Raw genomic sequence first — 14,593 nt, 5'->3', positions numbered from 1 at the left:
TTTCTATGCGTGAATGGTGGGGGACGGCGCTTGCGTGGTCTGGCGCGCGCCCAAGTACGCGTCGATGGCTTGCTGCCGCCCTTCGCGGCTACGCAGCGCGTGTTCATCCAATTCGCCCACGATATGGCCGTGGCGCAGCACCCACGCGTGCGCCGCCAACTTGGCCGCCACATGAAAACTCTGCTCGACCAGCAAGGCCGCCAGTTGCTGTTCGCGTTGAATCACCGCCAGCCGTTCGTACACCCGCGCAACCAGCAAGGGCGCCAAACCCAGCGACGGCTCATCCAGCAACAGCAGGCGCGGCCCGGACATCAGCCCGCGCCCGATCGCCAGCATCTGTTGTTCACCGCCACTGAGCAGGCCGGCGGGCGCATTCCGACGCCCGGCGATTTCGGGAAAGAAGTCCATCACCATCTGTTCGCGGCGCGCCCGCGTGCGGGCATCCACAAAGTACGAGCCCAGCACCAGGTTTTCCGCCACCGTCAGGTCCGTCACGATGGCGCGCCCTTCCGGCACGTACACGATGCCCCGGCGAAAGCGCTGCGCGGCCGACAGCCCGGAGATGTCTTCCCCGTCCAGCCGGATACGGCCTTGCGCGGGTTCCAGCCCGGCAATGGCGCGCAAGGTGCTCGACTTGCCCGCGCCATTGGCGCCCAGCAACGCCACCACGGTCGCGGCGCTGACAGACAGGCCGATGCCATGCACAACCGGCCCCGCGCCGTAACGCACCGTCAGGCCGTCAACATCAAGCAAGCGCGGCGATGCGTCATTCATCTTCGTCTCCCAGATAGACGCGCACCACGTCCGGGTTCAGCCGGATCTGCTCCGGCCCGCCCGAGGCCAGCAGGCGGCCCACGTTCAGCACATGAATGGTGTCGCAGACTTCCATGATCAGGTCCATGTCGTGTTCAACCACCACCAGCACCAGGCCGGGCGCACGCAGCCGCAACAAGGCGGACGACAAATCGGCGGTCTCGATGGAGTTCAAGCCCGCGGCCGGTTCATCCAGCAACAGCACCCGGGGGTTGCCCGCAATGGCGCGCGCGATCTCGGTCAAGCGCAGCACGCCGGGCGGCAGCTGCGACGGATATTCATCAGCCACCTCGGCCACGCCCAAGCGCTCCAGCGCGGTCAAGGCGCGTTGCCGGTTGAGCGCGCGTTCGGCCTTGCCGCGCGGCAGTGGAAGGAACGCGTCGAACCAACCCGCCGACGACTGCCGGTCCAGCCCCACCATCACGTTCTCGGCCACGGTAAGTTCCGGGCACAAGGCCACATGCTGAAAGCTGCGCGAAAAGCCTAGCGCGGCGCGGCCTGTGGGCGGCATGCCTTCCAGACGGCGGCCGCCAAACTGGATGCTGCCCTGCTGCGGCGAATACAAGCCCGTCAGGCAATTGAAGAAGCTGGTCTTGCCCGCGCCGTTAGGGCCAATCAGGCCCGTGATTTCACCGGCCTTCAGATGCAGCCCGATGTGTTGCAGCACCTGAATGCCGCCGAACGACAGCGACAGGTCATCCACCACCAGGGCGTCCGTGTGGGGCATCGCGTGCGCGGTCGTCATGGATTGCCTCCGTGCAAACGGGCGCGCAGCGACGCCGGCAGCGCATTGAAACCCAGCACCACGATCAGCAGCGCCGACCCGTACAGAATGGGCACCCAGTCACCCGCCCCCGCCAACAGCAAGGGCATCAGCGTCAGGAACAAGCCGCCCAGCAAGCTGCCCAGTATCGACAGCGAATACAGGCTGACCACCGACCCCACCAGCAGGAAGATTGACGTCCACAACGTAAAGCTGTTGGGCGACACGGTGGATGAACTGAACGACAGCATCGCGCCGGCAATGGCGGCAATGGCGCCGCTTAAGGCCATGCACGACAGCCGCGCCCAGCTGCGCCGCACGCCGAACGATTCGGCCGCATGCGGTGACGTGCGGATCAGCAGCAATGCCATCGCCTGACGCGAGCGGCGGAAATGGCGCAGCAGCAGCGCCACCGCCACCAGCCCGGCCAACGGCAGGTAGTAGCGCTGCGTCTCCTTGGCCAGCCCGGGCAGCGCGTCCAGCTTCACGTACAGGCCTTCATAACCGCCCGATACCGACGAGAAATGCAGCAGCACTTCCGGCAAGGCCAAGGCCAGCGCCATGGTGGCCACCGCCAGATAAATGCCCGATAGAAAGCGCGACGGGAAGGCGAAGGCCATGCCCAACACGGCGCCGGCAACCGCCGCTGCCGGCAGGCTGGCCAGCAACGATACGCCCAGGTACTTTTCCATCAAAGCCACCGTGTACGCGCCCGCCGCAACGAAAACGCCGTGGCCGATCGAGACCTCGCCCGCATAGCGCACCAGAAAGCTCACCGACATGATGGCGATGGCGTTGGCAAAGCACAGCCCCAGGGTGTAAGTCCAGTAGCCGCCCGCCGCCATCGGCAAGAGCACCAGCGCCAGCAGACCCGCCGCGCCTATTCCCGCGGACCAGCGCTTCAGCGGCGACACGGCGGCGCGGCCCTGCGCCGGGGACGCGGGCAACGCATTGGTGGATAGCATCACACTAGACACGGGCACCTCCGCGTATGGCCAGCACGCCTTTGGGGAAGACATTGAGCACCAGCAGTATCGTCAGCAGCAGATAGCTGTTGTTGAATTCGGCCGCGACGTAGAACGACAGCAGGTTCATGATGACGCCGATGAAGATGCCGCCCAGCACCGCGCCCGGCAGGCTGTTGAACCCGCCCACCACCGCCGCCGCAAAGGCTTGCAGCATGAAGGACGACACGCTGGTCGAAGACAGAAAGGTGGTGGGCACAATCAGCAGCGACGCCACCAGCCCAAGCAGGCCAGCCACCACCCACGAAAACAAATGCACGCGGCGCAGATTCAATCCGCATACGCGGCTGGCGAAAGGGTTGGCCGACACCGCCCGAAACGCGATGCCGATGCGCGTGCGTTCGATCAGCAAGTACAGCAGGCCAATCGCCACCGCGGTGGTGCCCAGCACGGCCAGGTCATACGCGGTGACGAACACCGGCCCCAGCTCGCCACGCCACTTCGGCAACGGCAAGTCCAGCGACACCACGTTCGACCCGAACAGCAGCTGGGTCGCGCCCTGCGCAATCAGCCCCACGCCCAGCGTGGCGATGGTGCTGGTCAGGTCCGACTTGAACACCAGCGGCGCAATAAGAAAGTAGCTGACCGCCATTACCGCCACCATGATGGCCAGCGTCAGCAACACCGCCGCGCCCCAGGCCATGTTGGCGAACAGGCCGGCCGTGAAGCCGAACACCAGAAACGCCGCCAGCCCCGCCAGATTGCCGTGCGCGAAGTTCACGACATTGGAGCTTTTGTAGATCAGCACAATGCCGATTGCGCCCATGGCGTACAGGCAGCCGCTGACAACGCCCGCCCAGACCAAGCCGATCAGGTCATCCATGAGCCCGGCTCCTTTGCGTTGACGCATCGGGTTGACCGGGGGCTGCGGTCACGGCCGCTTCAGACTGCGCCGCCGCCGGCCCGTCGCCCCGGTCGATCAGTTCAATCACCGATGGGAAATACCGCCCCGAGAAACCGCCGCTGGCCGCCGCCGCGTAATACCGCCGGGCCAGCTCGGCCACGTGCGCGGTCAGCTCAGTTTGCGCGGCCAGCTCCAGCACATAGCCCAGGTCTTTCAACACATATTCCGGCGGGAATGACTTGTCTGGGAACTGGCGCGGCAGCATGGCCTTGCGGCCATGGTTGCGCAAGACGAAGCTGTCGCCCGACCCTTTGGACACGGCGTCCAGCAGCACATCGGGCTGCACGCCGGCGCGTTCGCCCAGCACCATCATTTCGGCCAGCGCCACGGTGTTCTCGAACACCAGCGCGTTGTTGATCAGCTTGACCACCTGGCCGCAGCCCACGTCGCCGCAGCGCGTCACGTCCGAACCCATGTAGCGCAGCAGCGGCTCAATGCGCGGGTACAGCGTTTCGTCTGCGCCCACCATGATGCTGAGCTCCCCCCGCTGGGCCGCTTCGCGGGTGCGCGCCACGGGCGCATCCACAAAGGCGACGCCGCGCGCGGCAAGCTGCTCGGCCACGCCGCGGGCCGACGCGACGGTGGTGGTGCTCAGGTCGACAATTACAGCGGGCCGGCGCGCCCCGTCAGTCAGGCCGCCGGGCGCCACGCACACTTGCTCCACCTGCGGCCCGCCCGGTAACGACAGGAACACCACGTCCGCCTGCGCGGCCACGTCGGCCACCGACGCCGCGCGGCGCGCCTTCGTGCCTTCCAGCACCGCGAATGCGCTGGCGTTCATGTCAAACGCGATCACGTCCGCCGGATGCTTCAGCGCAACGTTGCGGCACATCGGGCCGCCCATCACGCCCAGTCCGATAAAGCCGATCACGGGGTGCTTGTCTGCTGTCATGGCGTGCTCCGGGCCTTAGTCCATCCACATGCCGCCGCTGATATCCAGCGACGTGCCTGTGATCCAGTTGGAAGCGGGCGAACACAGAAACAGCGCCGCCTGCGCAATGTCGTCCGGGTTGCCGTAGCGGCCCAGCGGCACGGTGCCGTTGGCCGACGGCGCGCCGCCGCCCGTGACGCTGGCCCACATGGCGGTCTCGACCGGCCCGGGCGCCAGCGTGTTGGCGTACACGCCGTGGGGCGCGCCGGCCTTGGCTATCCACCGCATCATGCCGTGCACCGCCGCCTTGGACGCCACATAGGCCGGCCCCGACGCCACGCCGCCGTTCTTGGCCGCAATGGAGCCCGCCGCCAGAATCTTGCCAAAGCCTTGCTTGCACATCAGCGGGAACAGCTTGCGCGCGGGGTTCACCACGCCGCGCACGTTAACGGACATCACCGCGTCCCATTCATCGTCGGTGCTGTCGGCAAGCGGCGTGCGGGCGATGATGCCGGCGCACAGCACCAGGATGTCAACGCGGCCGTAGTCCTCGATGATCTTGTCGATGACCTGATCCGTTTCGGCGCGCGAGGTCACGTCGTAGCGCCGGTAATCAATGCCGCCGCCGATCTCTTGCTGCTCGACGCGGTCGGTGGCGATGACGCGCGCGCCGGCTTGCCGGAACGCCTTGGATATCGCCTGCCCCATGGCGCCCGCGCCGCCCGTAATCAACGCAACCTGGCCTTCAAGACTTGCGGGGCCGCTCAAATGCTGTGCCATCTTTTCTTGTCTCCTGATCGTTTTTTTATTGGGGCGTGCGCTGGCGGTCAGCGCAGCGTCGCCGTGGCGGACATCGCCAGTTCTCCGTCCGGTCCGCGCGCCCACAGCGCAAGCGACCCGTCTTCATTGGTATGCCCTTCCAGCCGGAACGGGCGCGACACGAACAAGGGGCTGACGCCGCGGAACGCAAAGCTGGCCAGCGCGCGGCCTTCGCCATGGTCCAGCGCCAACTGCTGCAACAGCGTGGCGGTCAGCGGGCCATGCACCACCAGATCGGGATAGCCCTCTTCGTTGCGCGCATAGGCCTGGTCGTAATGAATGCGGTGGCCATTGAAGGTCAGCGCTGAATATCGGAACAGCAGCGTCGTGTCGGGTTGCACCTCTCGGCCCCAGCGTGCCTGGCCGGCATAAGGTTCGGGCGCGCTTGCGGCAGCGGCGCCGGGCGGCGTGGCCTCGCGGTAGACGATGTCCTGCTCTTCGATGATGCAGTCTGCGCCATCGCAACCCGTGGTGTGCTCCACGGTCACAAACCATAGTGATCCGCGCTTGCCCGCTTTGTTCTCGACTTTCAGGATGCGGCTGCGGCGTGTGGCCTCAGCGCCAATCTTCATGTCCGCCAGATACCGCACCCGGCTGCCCGCCCACATGCGGCGCGGCAACTCAATGGGCGGCAGAAAACCGCCGCGCTGAGGATGCCCATCCGTGCCCAAGCCGCTACGGCGCGCCACCGGGTTGAAGAACAGCCACTGCCAGCCCGGCGGCAGCGGCTCGCCCACGCCGGGCGCCGCGTCGCGGTCCAGCGTGGCCGCCATGGCCGCAACCGCCGTCGCGTCGATGTGCTGCGTGCGCGATTCTTCGCGGCCAATCCATTCGTCGTAGATAGAGGTCACGCCCTGACTCCTAGGCTAGTTTTGCGTCGAACACGTCGGCGGGATAGGGTTTGAAGTCCCGCACGAGCTTGAAGCCGCCGCCGGACACCGCCTGAATAATTCCTTCCTGGCGCGCGCCGCGGTGGTCGCCCGCCTTGAACGTGACCTGGCGTGCGCCGCCGACGGTTTCGTTCGTCATGGTTTCCATCACGTCGACAAGATTGGCGCGGGTCAGCGGCTTGCCGCTGGCCAACAGCATCTGGAAGCCCTTGACGAACAACGCCGCATTGCTCCAGCCATTCAGGCCGAACACGCCGATGGGGTCATTGGGATAGAGCTTGGCCACCGTGTCGCGGTACGCCTTGATGTTGGCGTCGTCGGCATCCACGGGCATCAGCCACGATGAAAAGTACGCGCCATCCAGCAAGGGGCCGGCCAGCTTGTAGGTGGTGGGGTCGGCGGTGAAGAACGGCGCCATCCACTTGCCCTGAAAGCCCAGGCGGTCGGCGGTTTTCAAGGCGGCGGCCAAGTTCGCGTTGGACCCGAACAGGATCACGACATCCGCGCGGGCATTGGCGATGCGGCGAATATGCGGCGTGAAGTCGGTGCTGCGCACTTCAAACGGAATGGATTCCGCGGGCTGCTTCTTGTTGGCCGCCATCAGCAGATCAAAGCCGCGCTTGGCGGAACGGCCCAGTTCGTCGTTTTCCCACAGCAGCGCGACCCGGCTGGCGTTCAGCCCGACTAAGGCGTAGTCCAGGTTGGACGCGGCAGACCAGCCGTAGTCCGGCAGCAGCGGGAACACGAGCCGTTCGGCGAACAGCGCCGTCGCGCCGCCAATTGGCCCGATCATCGGCAGGCCCACTTCCTTGGCGTAGGGAATCACCGCAACGGATTGCGCCGTACCCACCGGCGCGGCCAACGCGAAGATCTTGTTCTCTTCCACCAGGCGGCGGGTCACGGCCACGCTGCGCGCCGGCTCGTAGCCATCGTCGTAGCTGACGGACTTGATCTTCCAGCCCTTCAGTGCGTCGGTTTCATTCACCCACTTGAAGCAGGCGTCGGCGGCGCGCGAAAGAATGGCATAGAACGGCACGGGGCCCGTGATGGGCGTGAACGCGCCAACCGTGACCGTCTTGCTGGCCACGTCAATGCCCGGAGAGACGGATTGAGATTGGGATTGGGATTGCGCCCAGCCTGGCAGCGAGATCGAGGCTGCCGCAGCACAGCCGGAAAGAAATGTCCTTCTGAGCACGGTGATGTCTCCTGGTTGTTCTTCGACGGCCGCTGTCTGATGCGCGACTAAGAATGCATTCTATATTTTTAAGCTAGCCGCAAAATACGGACTTTCCCTAGTGAAAAGACTGTTATTGCGCAATCTCTACCCATATAGAATGCATTCTTTTAACAAAACAGCCAGGAGACATCATGCCGAACGCACCGCTTTCCGGCCGCAAGGTCATTGAACTGGGCACCATGCTGGCCGCGCCCTTCGCCTCGCACATCCTGGCGCAGCTGGGCGCCGAAGTGATCAAAGTGGAACCCCCGCGCGGCGACCCCACCCGCAGCCTGGTGCGCGGCGGCCCCAGCGGCACGTTCATTGCGTACAGCCACGGCAAGAAAAGCGTGTGCATCGATCTGGCCCACCCCGACGGCCATGCTGCGTTCCTGAAAATGCTGGAAACGGCCGACGCGCTGGTCCATAACCTGGCGCCCAAGGCGGCGCGCAAGCTGAAGCTGACGCGCGCCGACTGCCAGGCCGTCAACCCCCGCCTGATCTACTGCCACATTCGCGGCTACGCCGATGGCCCGCAGGCCGACGATCTGGCCTCGAACCCTGTGGCCGAAGCGTCCACCGGCGTCATGGAGGCCAATCGCATCAATGGCCGCCCGAGCCGCTTGGGGCCGTCGTATCACGATCAGTTTGCAGGCGCGTATGCCGTCATTGGCATCCTGGCGTCGTTGCTGCAACCCCAGACGGCGACTGAAGGCGGACACGTCGAAATCGGCTTGTACGAAACCGGTTTGCACGTGGCCTCACGCGACCTGGTTGGCGTGCAACTGAAGACGCAATTGCTGGGCCGCCCCGAGCGCGAACCGCACGGTGAATTCAGCATGCCGGGGTATGGTGCGTACCTGACCTCGGACGAACGCTGGATGTACCTGCTGATGCTGACGGACGCACACTGGCTGAAATTCTGTCAGGCGATGGAATTGCCGCAGGCGGCCGATGCCTCACTCGCGCAGTTGAAAGACCGCAAGAAGGCGCGCGAGCAGGTAGAGGAAATCGTCAAGGCGGCGGTAGGCGCGCATCGCTTTGACGACGTGGTCGCGCGGTTGAAGGCGGCGGGGGTGGGCTGCACGGAAGTGTTGCCGCTGGAACGCGTGCTGGATGCCGAACAGGCGCGGCAGGCAGGCACGCTGCGCAACGTGCGTTATCGCGATCTGGCATTCGATGTCCCGGAGTTTCCGCGTTTGCATGCCGATGATAACGGCGTGCCGACGCTGCCGCCGCCGGATTTGGGGGAACACACGCTGGAGGTATTGCGGGCGGCAGGAGTGTCGGCCGACGAATGCAAGGCCTTGCTGGAAAGCGGCGCCGTATCCGCGATTCGTTCCGGCGATTTTGCGTGGGCGCCGGTACGGCGGCAGGCATAAATCGCCTGTTGTTCAGGCGCAAAAAACAAAACAAGGGCGCACAGATCGCCCGACAATCAATCAAGGAGACTGCAAGTGAAACAGCTCAACATGATGTCGGGCCTGAGCAAGGCCATGGCTGGGGCAATAACGTCTGCGGCGATGATAGGCATCGCCGTGCTGTGCGCGGCGCCTGCGCCAGCCTTGGCCGGCTCGGCCGAGGGATACCCCGACAAGCCGATCCGTCTGATCGTAGGGTTTCCGCCGGGCGGCGGCGCGGATTTCGTGGCGCGGCAGGTGGCGCAACGGCTGGGCGCGGCGCTGAACGCCAGCGTGGTGGTCGACAACAAGGCGGGCGCCAATGGCATCATCGCCGCCGCCGAAGTGGCGCGCGCGCCCGCCGACGGCTACACGCTGCTGCTGGGCGTGACGGCGTCGCAATCCATCAGCCCCGCCCTGTCGCCCAAGCTGCCATATGACCCGCAACGCGATTTCACACCCATCACCGAAGTGGGCTACACGCCGCTGGTGCTGGTCGTGAACCCCAAGCTGCCGGTCAAGACCCTGGATGAATTCCTGCGTTACGCCAAAGCCAGCAAGACGCCCATTCCTTATGGCTCCGCCGGCATCGGCAACATCACGCACATGGCCGCCGAGCTGTTCGTGCAGTCGTCCGGCGTCTCGAACTTCCAGCATGTGCCTTACAAGGGCAGCAGCCAGGTCATGACCGACCTGATCGGCGGACGCGTCGACGCCTATTTCGATACCCTGCCCTCGTCGCTGCCCTTGATTCAAAGCGGCCAGGTGCGGGCGCTGGCCGTGACCAGCGCCGTGCGTTCTGGCACCGCCAAGGACATTCCGACCGTGCAAGAGGCAGGCGTGCCGGGGTTTCAGACCACCACCTGGTTTGGCGTGCTGGCCCCGCCCCATTTAAGCGCCGAGCTGACAAACCGCTTATACGACGCCTTGCGCAAAGGCTTGAACACGCCCGACGCGCGCCAGGCGCTGGTGTCGCGCGGGGTGGAACCCGTGCTGGACTCGCCTGCCCAGTTCACGGCCGAATTACGGACGGATCTGCAACGCTGGCGCGAGGTGGCGCGCAAGGCGAATATCAAGCTCGACTAGAAAGATGACGGGCAGGCGATTCGGCGGCCGACGCTCTGGCGCCTTTGCGTTCCCCCGCTTCGGCGCCTGCGCCGTCACACGCTGACGTCCGCCCCGCAATGCCGGCACACCCGCGCTTCGCACAGGATGCGGCCTTCACAATGCGGGCAGCCGGTATGCGTTTGCGCCACGGGTTCGCGGGCATGCGGCGACCGGTCCGCGATGGCGAACAAGAACGCGGCGGCAAGCGGCGGGCTGATCAGGCAGGCCAAGATCGTCCAGCCAAAGCCCTTGCGCCCCCGGCCGGCCGCCAACACGCCCACCACCAGGGCGAACACGATCCAGAAAAAGATAAACAGGAACATGGCGCGATAGTAAACCGCCGCACGGCGTCTATTTTTTGCCGGGACGCGTGAAGAAGGTTGCGCCAATACGCGCCAACGAGAGTAATCTGCATTGCAGGGCATGCCGCCCCGGGCATGACCCATCTGAAAGATTCGTCTGCATCCAAAAGGAAACGCTTATGAATAAGATCTCTTCAACATGGCGTAGGACCACTCTGGCGGCAGTAACGTTGGGCGTGGCGAGCGTGATGTTCGCCGGTTGCACGATGAATGGGCCCAGTGCGAAAGCCACTCCCGCTGAAAAGCGCCAGGAGTTAACTTCCGCCACCAACGCTACCTTGTCCCGGCTTTACGAAGCCTCTCCGCAATCCAAACAGCTGGTCGAGCGCGCGCGCGGCGTGCTGGTGTTTCCGTCGGTGCTTAGCGCCAGCTTCATCGTGGGCGGGCAATCCGGCTCGGGCGTACTTCGTGTGAATGGCCAGGATACCGGCTACTACAGCATCACGGGCGGCTCCATCGGCTTTCAGGCAGGCGCCCAATCCAAGGCCATGGTGTTGTTGTTCATGACGGATGACGCATTGGCCAAGTTCCGCGCCAGCAGCGGCTGGACGATCGGCGCCGACGCCACCGTCGCCGTCGCATCGGTTGGCGCCAACGGCAGCATCGATTCCAACACCGCCCAGCAACCCATCGTGGGCTTCGTCATGAACAACGGCGGGTTGATGGCGGGCGTGTCGGTCGACGGCAACAAGATCTCGCCGTTGGTGCTGTAGCCCGCGCGCTTCAGGTCAGCATCGGCGCCAGGTCCGGGTCCCCTTTCTTCATGGCCCGGCGGTACGCATCACGGGCGCCGATGCGCTGAAGATACGCCACGATGTTTGGGTAAGGCGACAGATCGAACGGATAGAAGATGCGCATCGTCGTCAGCGAAAACACCGCGATGATATCGGCGGCGGTCAGTGCTTGGCCGGCCAGATAGTCTGTTTTACCTAGCTGCGTGTCGATCAGGCTCAACGCCTGCTTGCGGCGCGCCTGGGCGAACTGCATCGTTGGCTTGTCCTCAGGCACTTCCGCCCGCGACAGCACCATGCAACGCATCAAGCTCGGTTGCAGCGAGCCGTTGGCGAAATGGAACCAGTAAAGATAATCGGCAAACGCCGCGTCGGTGGCGGGCACCGTCAGGCTGCCGTTGCCGTACTTCGCCAGAATGTACTCAACGATCGCGGTGGACTCCGCCAGCACGATATCGCCATCGGTGATGATCGGCGCGGTGCCTAGCGGATGCAGCGCCTTGTATTCAACCGGCGCCAAGCGCGTGACCGGGTCGCGGTCATAGACCTTCAGCTCGTAGGGGATGGCGAGTTCTTCGCACAGCCAGACGATGCGCTCGGATTGTGATTTTCCCAGATGATGGACGATCAGCATTCGGACTCCTGGTGAACGGCCCGGCGCGCCCATCGGTTAACCGATGGATACATAACACCGAAAACCGGCATTAATTGGATGCAAGCTGCGTGCTATTTTATGCGCCCGTAGCTGCCCTCGTCCGAGGGTGGCGCTGTCCTTAGCCACTTCATTCATGACCATGCCCATGACGCCTGATCGCGATACGACTAGCCCCAAGAGAATGCCGCGCATTGCCCGGCTGGTGCCGCTGATGTTCGGCCTTGCCCTTGCCTCGGCCTCGCCGATCATCGCCGCGCAAACGGATGGCTCGCTGCGGGCGCATTCGCCGGCCCAGCAAAACAGCGCCACCCAGCTCGCCCCGGTTCAAAAAACCGAAATCAAGAACCAGGCCGCCTACGAACGCCTGTTGAACAACAGCGGCGTCACGGTGCAATGGCTGTGGTCCGCCCAGCGCGGCAAGCTGAACGCCAAGGACGTGAACGACGTCGTCCGCATCGATGGCGAGCAGGCCAACTTTGAGGGCACGCTGAAGATCAACGGCGAAATCGTGTCGATCGACAGCGACCGCTTCATCTTCCGCGGCACCATCCTGATCCTGGACGCCCCCGAAAAAGGCCGCCGCTGCGAACGCACCGGCGACTACGAATTCCGCGCCACCGGCAAGCGCAAATACTGGCGCCTGCAGGAGATGGAAAGCTGCGGCCGTCTGACGGATTACGTGGATATTTTTTATTGATTGCTGGGTGGCTTACACCACCCGCAGTTTCAACACCTGCTCAGTCGTCATCACATCGCCGAACGTGTCTTCGATGCTGACCAGGGCGGCGCGGTGCAGGTTGTCGTGGCTGACGACGCTGCCGTCGGCGCGGTCCAGGTCGCGGGTGGCGCAGGCGTCTTCGGCCACGATCACGTCATAGCCCAGCGGCACGGCGTCGCGGGCGGCGCCGGCGACGCAGGCGTGCGTCATCAGGCCGGTGATGACCAGCGTTTTGACGCCGGCGGCTTTCAGTTGCTGGTCCAGGTCTGTGGTGGGGAACACGCTGACGGATGTCTTGCGGACCACGTTGTGGTGCGCGGCTGGCTGCAAGTCGGGATGGAACTCGCCGGTCTGGCTTTGATCGGCGAACACCGGCGCGCCGGCGGGCGTGACATGCTGCACGTGGAAGACCGGGATCTTGGCCTGGTCGGCGTGCGCGATCAGGCGTTGCGCATTGCCCAATGCCGTCTTGCCGGCGGGGATGGGCAGCTTGCCGCTGAAATATTCGTTCTGGAAATCGATGACCAGCAAGGCGGTGCTGGACGCGTCGAGCGATGCCGGGGCGGTGGCGCCGGCCAGGGTGCGAATGGTGGGATGGCTCATGGCTTGTCTCTTGTCGGTAGGGGAAAGAACACCCAGTGTCACGCCGATGCGGGTTTCTTGATAGTGGCCCGATGGACAACTATTGCTAGAATCGGGCCAAACCCTTGGGCCAACTCTTTTGGACCATCTCTTTGCCCGCTCCCACCCCATGCACACCGTCGCCGTCATCGCCTTTGAAGACATCAGCCCGTTTCACCTGTCCGTGCCGTGCATGGTGTTTGGCGACGACCTGGCGCGCCTTGGCGTGCCGCGTTACCGCCTGCTGATCTGCGCAGAAAAGGCCGGGCTGATTTCCACCATGTCGGGCTTCAAGATCGAAGTCGGCCATGATCTGTCGGTGCTGGCCCAGGCCGACACCGTCATCATGCCCGCCTGGACCGACCCCGAAGCCGCCGCCTCCCCCGCCCTGTTGCAGGCCTTGCGCGCCGCGCACGCCCGGGGCGCGCGCATCGTGGGGCTATGCCTGGGCACCTTTGTGCTGGCGGAAGCCGGCTTGCTGAACGGGCGCACGGCCGCCACGCACTGGGTCTGGGGCGACGACTTCGAACGCCGCTATCCGAAGGTCAAGCTGGACCGCAAATCGTTGTACATCGACGATGGCGACATCCTGACCTCGGCCGGCACCGCCGCCGCCATTGATTGCTGCCTGCATCTGCTGCGCCGCGATCATGGCGCGGAAGTGGCCAACCGCGTCGCCCGCCGCATGGTCGTCGCGCCGCACCGGCACGGCGGACAGGCGCAATACATCGAACAGCCGCTGCCCGAACGCAGCGGCTCGGACAAGCTCAGCGCCACGCTGGACTGGGCCATCGAGAACCTGCGGCAGCCGCTGTCGCTGGACCTGCTGGCGGAAAAAAGCGGCATGAGCCGGCGCACATTCACCCGCCACTTCAAGGCGAAGACGGGCGCCACCGTGTCGGAATGGCTGTTGAACCACCGGCTGGCCGCCGCGCAACGGCTGCTGGAAACCGGCCGGCTGGCCGTGGACCGCATCGCCGAAGACGTAGGATTCGGATCTTCGGTATCGTTTCGCCAACACTTCACCCATGCCTTTGCGATTTCACCGTCGGCCTACCGCAAGCAATTCTGCGCAAGCGCCCCAACCCTACAAGGAGACACCGCATGATCAATGACCTGGACAAGAAACACCTGGCCCGGTGCTTGGAGCTGGCCAAGCGCGCGTTGGAGCTGGGTGATCAGCCCTTTGGTTCCGTGCTGGTGTCCGGCACGGGCAAGGTCCTGTTCGAAGACCACAACCACGTTTCGGGCGACGATCACACGCAACACCCCGAATTCGAAATCGCCCGTTGGGCGGCCAACAATGTGCCGCAAGCCGAGCGCGCATCGTGCACCGTGTACACCTCCGGCGAGCACTGCCCGATGTGTTCGGCGGCGCATGGCTGGGTGGGCTTGGGCCGCATCGTGTATGCCGCGTCGTCCAAGCAGTATGCGCAGTGGATGCGGGAATGGGGCGTGGCGCCGTCGCGCGTCAAGCCGTTGGCGATCCAAGACGTCATCGATGGCGCAACCGTAGACGGCCCGGTGCCGGAGTTTGCGGAACAGATCAAGCTGCTGCACCAGGAGAACGTGCGCCGCCGGGCGTAGGCGATGCCGTGGTATTTTTCCCGGTGCAAGATCACTACTCGATGAATGGCTAAACGTCCGACCGGCTCAAACGCCCCATGGACAAACCGCCTAACGGCCAGGACCTTCGGC

At 64.7% G+C, this 14,593-nt stretch carries 17 protein-coding genes; 6 read left to right on the top strand and 11 right to left on the bottom strand.

What is annotated here, in order from left to right; genetic code table 11:
• Positions 1 to 3 precede the first annotated feature (3 nt).
• Genes ACFZAI_RS13860 through ACFZAI_RS13825 form a run of 8 tightly spaced genes read right to left on the bottom strand, consistent with a single transcriptional unit; the run spans position 4 to position 7,280 of the window.
• The gene (locus tag ACFZAI_RS13860; RefSeq protein WP_391567397.1) at positions 4 to 774 is read right to left on the bottom strand and encodes an ABC transporter ATP-binding protein; all 771 of its coding nucleotides are present in this window, start codon (positions 772 to 774) and stop codon (positions 4 to 6) included.
• Positions 767 to 1,558 carry an ABC transporter ATP-binding protein gene (locus tag ACFZAI_RS13855; protein ID WP_391567396.1) on the bottom strand — a complete coding sequence of 264 codons (792 nt, stop codon included), beginning with the start codon at positions 1,556 to 1,558 and terminating at the stop codon, positions 767 to 769. The genes ACFZAI_RS13860 and ACFZAI_RS13855 overlap by 8 nt, the downstream gene beginning before the upstream one ends.
• A complete protein-coding gene (locus tag ACFZAI_RS13850; protein ID WP_391567395.1) occupies positions 1,555 to 2,553 on the bottom strand; it encodes a branched-chain amino acid ABC transporter permease in 999 nt (332 codons plus the stop codon). Before ACFZAI_RS13850 ends, ACFZAI_RS13855 begins: the two co-directional genes overlap by 4 nt.
• On the bottom strand, positions 2,546 to 3,424 hold the full coding sequence (locus ACFZAI_RS13845; RefSeq protein WP_391567394.1) for a branched-chain amino acid ABC transporter permease: 879 nt from the start codon (positions 3,422 to 3,424) through the stop codon (positions 2,546 to 2,548). Before ACFZAI_RS13845 ends, ACFZAI_RS13850 begins: the two co-directional genes overlap by 8 nt.
• A complete protein-coding gene (locus ACFZAI_RS13840; protein WP_391567393.1) occupies positions 3,417 to 4,397 on the bottom strand; it encodes an NAD(P)-dependent oxidoreductase in 981 nt (326 codons plus the stop codon). Before ACFZAI_RS13840 ends, ACFZAI_RS13845 begins: the two co-directional genes overlap by 8 nt.
• A 15-nt stretch (positions 4,398 to 4,412) precedes the next feature.
• Positions 4,413 to 5,156 carry an SDR family NAD(P)-dependent oxidoreductase gene (locus ACFZAI_RS13835; protein WP_391567392.1) on the bottom strand — a complete coding sequence of 248 codons (744 nt, stop codon included), beginning with the start codon at positions 5,154 to 5,156 and terminating at the stop codon, positions 4,413 to 4,415.
• Between the two features lie 47 nt (positions 5,157 to 5,203).
• Positions 5,204 to 6,046 carry a MaoC family dehydratase N-terminal domain-containing protein gene (locus ACFZAI_RS13830; RefSeq protein ID WP_391567391.1) on the bottom strand — a complete coding sequence of 281 codons (843 nt, stop codon included), beginning with the start codon at positions 6,044 to 6,046 and terminating at the stop codon, positions 5,204 to 5,206.
• A gap of 10 nt (positions 6,047 to 6,056) precedes the next feature.
• Positions 6,057 to 7,280, bottom strand: coding sequence for an ABC transporter substrate-binding protein (locus ACFZAI_RS13825; RefSeq protein WP_391567390.1), 1,224 nt, complete (start codon positions 7,278 to 7,280; stop codon positions 6,057 to 6,059).
• A gap of 173 nt (positions 7,281 to 7,453) precedes the next feature.
• On the opposite strand from ACFZAI_RS13825, the gene ACFZAI_RS13820 reads away from it, so the two are divergent.
• Both ACFZAI_RS13820 and ACFZAI_RS13815 read left to right on the top strand, forming a co-directional pair.
• Positions 7,454 to 8,683, top strand: coding sequence for a CaiB/BaiF CoA transferase family protein (locus tag ACFZAI_RS13820; RefSeq protein WP_391567389.1), 1,230 nt, complete (start codon positions 7,454 to 7,456; stop codon positions 8,681 to 8,683).
• A 75-nt stretch (positions 8,684 to 8,758) separates the two neighbouring features.
• A complete protein-coding gene (locus ACFZAI_RS13815) occupies positions 8,759 to 9,787 on the top strand; it encodes a Bug family tripartite tricarboxylate transporter substrate binding protein (protein WP_391567388.1) in 1,029 nt (342 codons plus the stop codon).
• Between the two features lie 74 nt (positions 9,788 to 9,861).
• Here ACFZAI_RS13815 and ACFZAI_RS13810 read toward each other — a convergent pair whose 3' ends face one another.
• The gene (locus tag ACFZAI_RS13810) at positions 9,862 to 10,131 is read right to left on the bottom strand and encodes a hypothetical protein (RefSeq protein ID WP_391567387.1); all 270 of its coding nucleotides are present in this window, start codon (positions 10,129 to 10,131) and stop codon (positions 9,862 to 9,864) included.
• A gap of 158 nt (positions 10,132 to 10,289) precedes the next feature.
• Between ACFZAI_RS13810 and ACFZAI_RS13805 the strand changes: the two genes are divergently transcribed.
• Positions 10,290 to 10,883 carry a YSC84-related protein gene (locus tag ACFZAI_RS13805; RefSeq protein ID WP_391567386.1) on the top strand — a complete coding sequence of 198 codons (594 nt, stop codon included), beginning with the start codon at positions 10,290 to 10,292 and terminating at the stop codon, positions 10,881 to 10,883.
• A 10-nt stretch (positions 10,884 to 10,893) separates the two neighbouring features.
• Here ACFZAI_RS13805 and ACFZAI_RS13800 read toward each other — a convergent pair whose 3' ends face one another.
• Complete coding sequence (locus ACFZAI_RS13800; RefSeq protein ID WP_391567385.1) at positions 10,894 to 11,535, bottom strand: glutathione S-transferase family protein; 642 nt, start codon at positions 11,533 to 11,535, stop codon at positions 10,894 to 10,896.
• A 154-nt stretch (positions 11,536 to 11,689) separates the two neighbouring features.
• On the opposite strand from ACFZAI_RS13800, the gene ACFZAI_RS13795 reads away from it, so the two are divergent.
• The gene (locus ACFZAI_RS13795; RefSeq protein ID WP_391567384.1) at positions 11,690 to 12,253 is read left to right on the top strand and encodes a hypothetical protein; all 564 of its coding nucleotides are present in this window, start codon (positions 11,690 to 11,692) and stop codon (positions 12,251 to 12,253) included.
• A 12-nt stretch (positions 12,254 to 12,265) separates the two neighbouring features.
• On the opposite strand, the gene ACFZAI_RS13790 is transcribed toward ACFZAI_RS13795, so the two are convergent.
• On the bottom strand, positions 12,266 to 12,877 hold the full coding sequence (locus ACFZAI_RS13790; protein ID WP_391567383.1) for a cysteine hydrolase family protein: 612 nt from the start codon (positions 12,875 to 12,877) through the stop codon (positions 12,266 to 12,268).
• A gap of 148 nt (positions 12,878 to 13,025) precedes the next feature.
• Between ACFZAI_RS13790 and ACFZAI_RS13785 the strand changes: the two genes are divergently transcribed.
• Positions 13,026 to 14,003, top strand: coding sequence for a GlxA family transcriptional regulator (locus ACFZAI_RS13785; protein WP_391567382.1), 978 nt, complete (start codon positions 13,026 to 13,028; stop codon positions 14,001 to 14,003).
• The gene (locus ACFZAI_RS13780) at positions 14,000 to 14,482 is read left to right on the top strand and encodes a nucleoside deaminase (RefSeq protein WP_391567381.1); all 483 of its coding nucleotides are present in this window, start codon (positions 14,000 to 14,002) and stop codon (positions 14,480 to 14,482) included. The genes ACFZAI_RS13785 and ACFZAI_RS13780 overlap by 4 nt, the downstream gene beginning before the upstream one ends.
• Positions 14,483 to 14,593: the final 111 nt, after the last annotated feature.

The sequence above is a fragment of the Achromobacter sp. NPDC008082 genome, assembly GCF_042957345.1.
Lineage (GTDB): Bacteria > Pseudomonadota > Gammaproteobacteria > Burkholderiales > Burkholderiaceae_B > Achromobacter > Achromobacter kerstersii_A.
Note: the sequence above shows the minus strand (reverse complement) of the source record. Positions and strands in the feature narration are given on the sequence as shown.